At 60.3% G+C, this 3201-nt stretch carries 4 protein-coding genes; 2 read left to right on the top strand and 2 right to left on the bottom strand.

Going from position 1 to position 3201, the window contains the following annotated elements:
- A partial coding sequence (locus HX846_RS19490) for an amidase (RefSeq protein ID WP_256739841.1) occupies positions 1-468 on the bottom strand: 468 nt, incomplete at its 3' end.
- 16 nt (positions 469-484) lie between these two features.
- A complete protein-coding gene (gene gatC / locus HX846_RS19485) occupies positions 485-772 on the bottom strand; it encodes an Asp-tRNA(Asn)/Glu-tRNA(Gln) amidotransferase subunit GatC (protein ID WP_003216077.1) in 288 nt (95 codons plus the stop codon).
- A gap of 210 nt (positions 773-982) precedes the next feature.
- Between gatC and mreB the strand changes: the two genes are divergently transcribed.
- Together mreB and mreC are read left to right on the top strand one after the other, a co-directional pair.
- The gene (gene mreB, locus HX846_RS19480; protein WP_002555108.1) at positions 983-2020 is read left to right on the top strand and encodes a rod shape-determining protein MreB; all 1038 of its coding nucleotides are present in this window, start codon (positions 983-985) and stop codon (positions 2018-2020) included.
- Positions 2021-2160: 140 nt separating this feature from the next.
- On the top strand, positions 2161-3201 hold a 1041-nt coding region (mreC, locus tag HX846_RS19475; protein WP_178965925.1), incomplete at its 3' end, for a rod shape-determining protein MreC.

Raw genomic sequence — 3201 nt, 5'->3', positions numbered from 1 at the left:
CGCCGAACCACCGGACGAACCGCCGGGCACGTGCTCGAGGTTCCACGGGTTTTTCACCGCGCCGTAGTGGCTCGACTCGTTGGCCGAGCCCATGGCGAATTCGTCCATGTTGGTCTTGCCCAGGGTCACGGCCCCGGCAGCGGCCAGCTTGGCGACCACAGTGGCGTCGTAGGGCGCCTTGAAATTGTCGAGCATCTTCGAGCCGCAGCTGGTGCGAATGCCCTGGGTGCAGAACAGGTCCTTGTGGGCAATCGGCGCACCCAACAGGGCGCCGTTCTCACCGTTGGCACGACGTGTGTCGGCGGCCTTGGCCTGGCTCAGGGCCAGCTCTTCGGTGATGCTGATGAAGCTGTTGACCTTAGGGTCCAGCTCGGCGATACGCGCCAGCAGGGTCGTGGTCAGCTCTTCGGAAGAAAACTTTTTGTCGGCGAGACCGCGGGCGATCTCGGCCAGAGTCAATTGATGCATTGCAGGCTCTTTCCCTTTAGTCGATGACTTTCGGAACCAGGTACAGGCCGTTTTCGACCGCTGGCGCGATGGACTGGTAAGCCTCGCGATTATTGCGCTCGGTCACGACGTCGGCGCGCAGGCGCTGGCTGGCTTCCAGCGGGTGAGCCAGGGGCTCGATGCCGTCGGTATTCACGGCTTGCATTTGGTCGACCAGCCCGAGAATGCTGTTCAGGGCTGCGGTGGTCTGTGGAAGATCGGCTTCATTGAGGCCCAGGCAGGCCAAATGAGCGATTTTTTCCACGTCGGAGCGTTCAAGCGCCATGGGATTCTCCAGTGGAAAACAGAACGGAAGCTATCCGTGTGTTAGATTGTAGGAACACTACCGCATTTCTACGGTCATATGGCCGCGATTGTGGGGGTTGGTGCACAGAAAGTCGGCCAATTTAGCACATTGGCGCCTTGCCCAAAATCCCTGTCGTTGTTAGAGTTTGCCGCACTTTTTTACCCACGCGTTGCCTAGGGTCCCTTTCCCATGTTCAAGAAACTGCGTGGCATGTTTTCCAGCGATCTTTCCATCGACCTGGGCACTGCCAACACCCTTATTTACGTGCGCGAGCGCGGTATCGTCCTGAATGAGCCATCGGTTGTGGCCATTCGGACCCATGGTAATCAGAAAAGTGTCGTTGCCGTTGGCACCGAGGCCAAGCGCATGTTGGGCCGAACACCGGGCAACATTGCTGCCATTCGTCCGATGAAGGATGGCGTGATTGCTGACTTCAGTGTCTGCGAAAAGATGCTGCAGTACTTCATCAACAAGGTTCACGAAAACAGTTTCCTGCAGCCCAGCCCTCGTGTGCTGATCTGCGTTCCGTGCAAATCCACCCAGGTGGAACGTCGTGCCATCCGTGAGTCGGCCCTTGGCGCCGGTGCCCGTGAAGTGTTCCTGATTGAAGAGCCAATGGCCGCTGCGATCGGTGCCGGCCTGCCGGTTGAAGAAGCGCGCGGTTCGATGGTGGTGGATATCGGTGGTGGTACCACTGAAATCGCCCTGATCTCCCTCAATGGTGTGGTGTATGCCGAATCCGTACGGGTTGGCGGCGACCGCTTCGACGAAGCGATCATCACCTACGTGCGCCGCAACTACGGCAGCCTGATCGGCGAATCCACCGCCGAGCGCATCAAGCAGGAAATCGGTACCGCTTACCCGGGCGGCGAAGTTCGCGAAGTCGATGTTCGCGGTCGCAACCTGGCCGAAGGCGTTCCACGTGCCTTCACCCTGAACTCCAATGAAGTGCTGGAAGCTCTGCAAGAGTCCCTGGCCACCATCGTTCAGGCGGTGAAGAGCGCCCTGGAGCAATCGCCTCCGGAACTGGCTTCCGATATCGCCGAGCGTGGCCTGGTACTGACCGGTGGTGGCGCCTTGCTGCGCGACCTCGACAAGTTGCTGGCCCAGGAAACCGGTTTGCCAGTGATCGTTGCTGAAGACCCGTTGACCTGCGTCGCCCGCGGCGGTGGCCGTGCACTGGAAATGATGGATAAACACACCATGGACCTGCTCTCCAGCGAATAAGAATTTGCTGGTTTGCCCATGTTTCGCTCACAGGCAGCACTTTGCAGTGCTGCCTGTTGGCGTTTATCTTCTTCAATCTGCATCCAGGCCGGTTTGATGCCGTATGAATAAAGAAAACATTTGCCTGGGAGGAGCGGCTTATTAAACCGCTTTTTTCCAAAGGCCCCTCATTGGGCGTGCGCCTGTTGGTGCTGGTCGTGCTATCGGTTGCGCTGATGGTGGTCGATGCCCGCTTCACACTGCTCAAGCCAGTGCGTAGCCAGATGTCGCTGGTCCTGATGCAGACGTACTGGATCACTGACCTGCCGCAGCGTCTCTATCAGGGTGTCGCCAGTCAATTTGGCAGCCGCACCGAACTGGTGGCGGAGAACGAAAAACTCAAGACCGAAAACCTGCTGCTGCAGGGGCGCATGCAAAAGCTCGCGGCCCTCACCGAGCAGAACGTTCGGCTGCGCGAGTTGCTCAATTCCTCTGCGCTGGTCAACGAGAAGGTCGAAGTGGCCGAGTTGATCGGTATGGATCCGAACCCCTTCACCCATCGCATCATCATCAACAAGGGTGAGCGCGACGGCGTAGTCCTCGGCCAGCCGGTGCTCGATGCGCGTGGCTTGATGGGCCAGGTGGTGGAGTTGATGCCTTATACCTCTCGCGTGCTGTTGCTGACCGACACCACCCACAGCATCCCGGTGCAAGTCAACCGCAACGGCCTGCGGGCGATTGCCAGCGGTACCGGTAACCCGGAACGCCTGGAGTTGCGTCACGTCGCAGACACCGCCGACATCAAGGAAGGCGACCTGCTGGTCAGCTCCGGCCTGGGTCAGCGGTTCCCGGCAGGCTACCCGGTCGCGACGGTCAAGGAAGTGATCCACGATTCCGGCCAGCCGTTCGCCATTGTGCGTGCCGTGCCGACCGCCGCATTGAACCGCAGCCGTTACCTGTTGCTGGTGTTCAGTGACAACCGCACCCCGGAAGAGCGTGCCAACGAAGCCGCCCAGGCCCAGGAAGCGGAAGACAAGCAAAACGGCACCGCGCCGATCATTCCGGCCACCGTGCCAAAACCGGCGGCACCTGCTGCCCCGGCAGCCGCTCCGGCAACGCCAGCCGCGCCGGTTGCGACACCGGTCAAGCCTGTGGCCCATAGCGCGCGTCCGGCCAAGCCTGCGGCTGCAACACCTGCCGCT

It is taken from the genome of Pseudomonas sp. K5002, from assembly GCF_013386655.1.
Lineage (GTDB): Bacteria > Pseudomonadota > Gammaproteobacteria > Pseudomonadales > Pseudomonadaceae > Aquipseudomonas.
Note: the sequence above shows the minus strand (reverse complement) of the source record. Positions and strands in the feature narration are given on the sequence as shown.

Coding starts and splice junctions, on each gene's coding strand:
- gatC (WP_003216077.1), bottom strand. CDS start 772: ATGGCGCTTGAACGCTCCGACGTGGAAAAAATCGCTCATTTGGCCTGC.
- mreB (WP_002555108.1), top strand. CDS start 983: ATGTTCAAGAAACTGCGTGGCATGTTTTCCAGCGATCTTTCCATCGAC.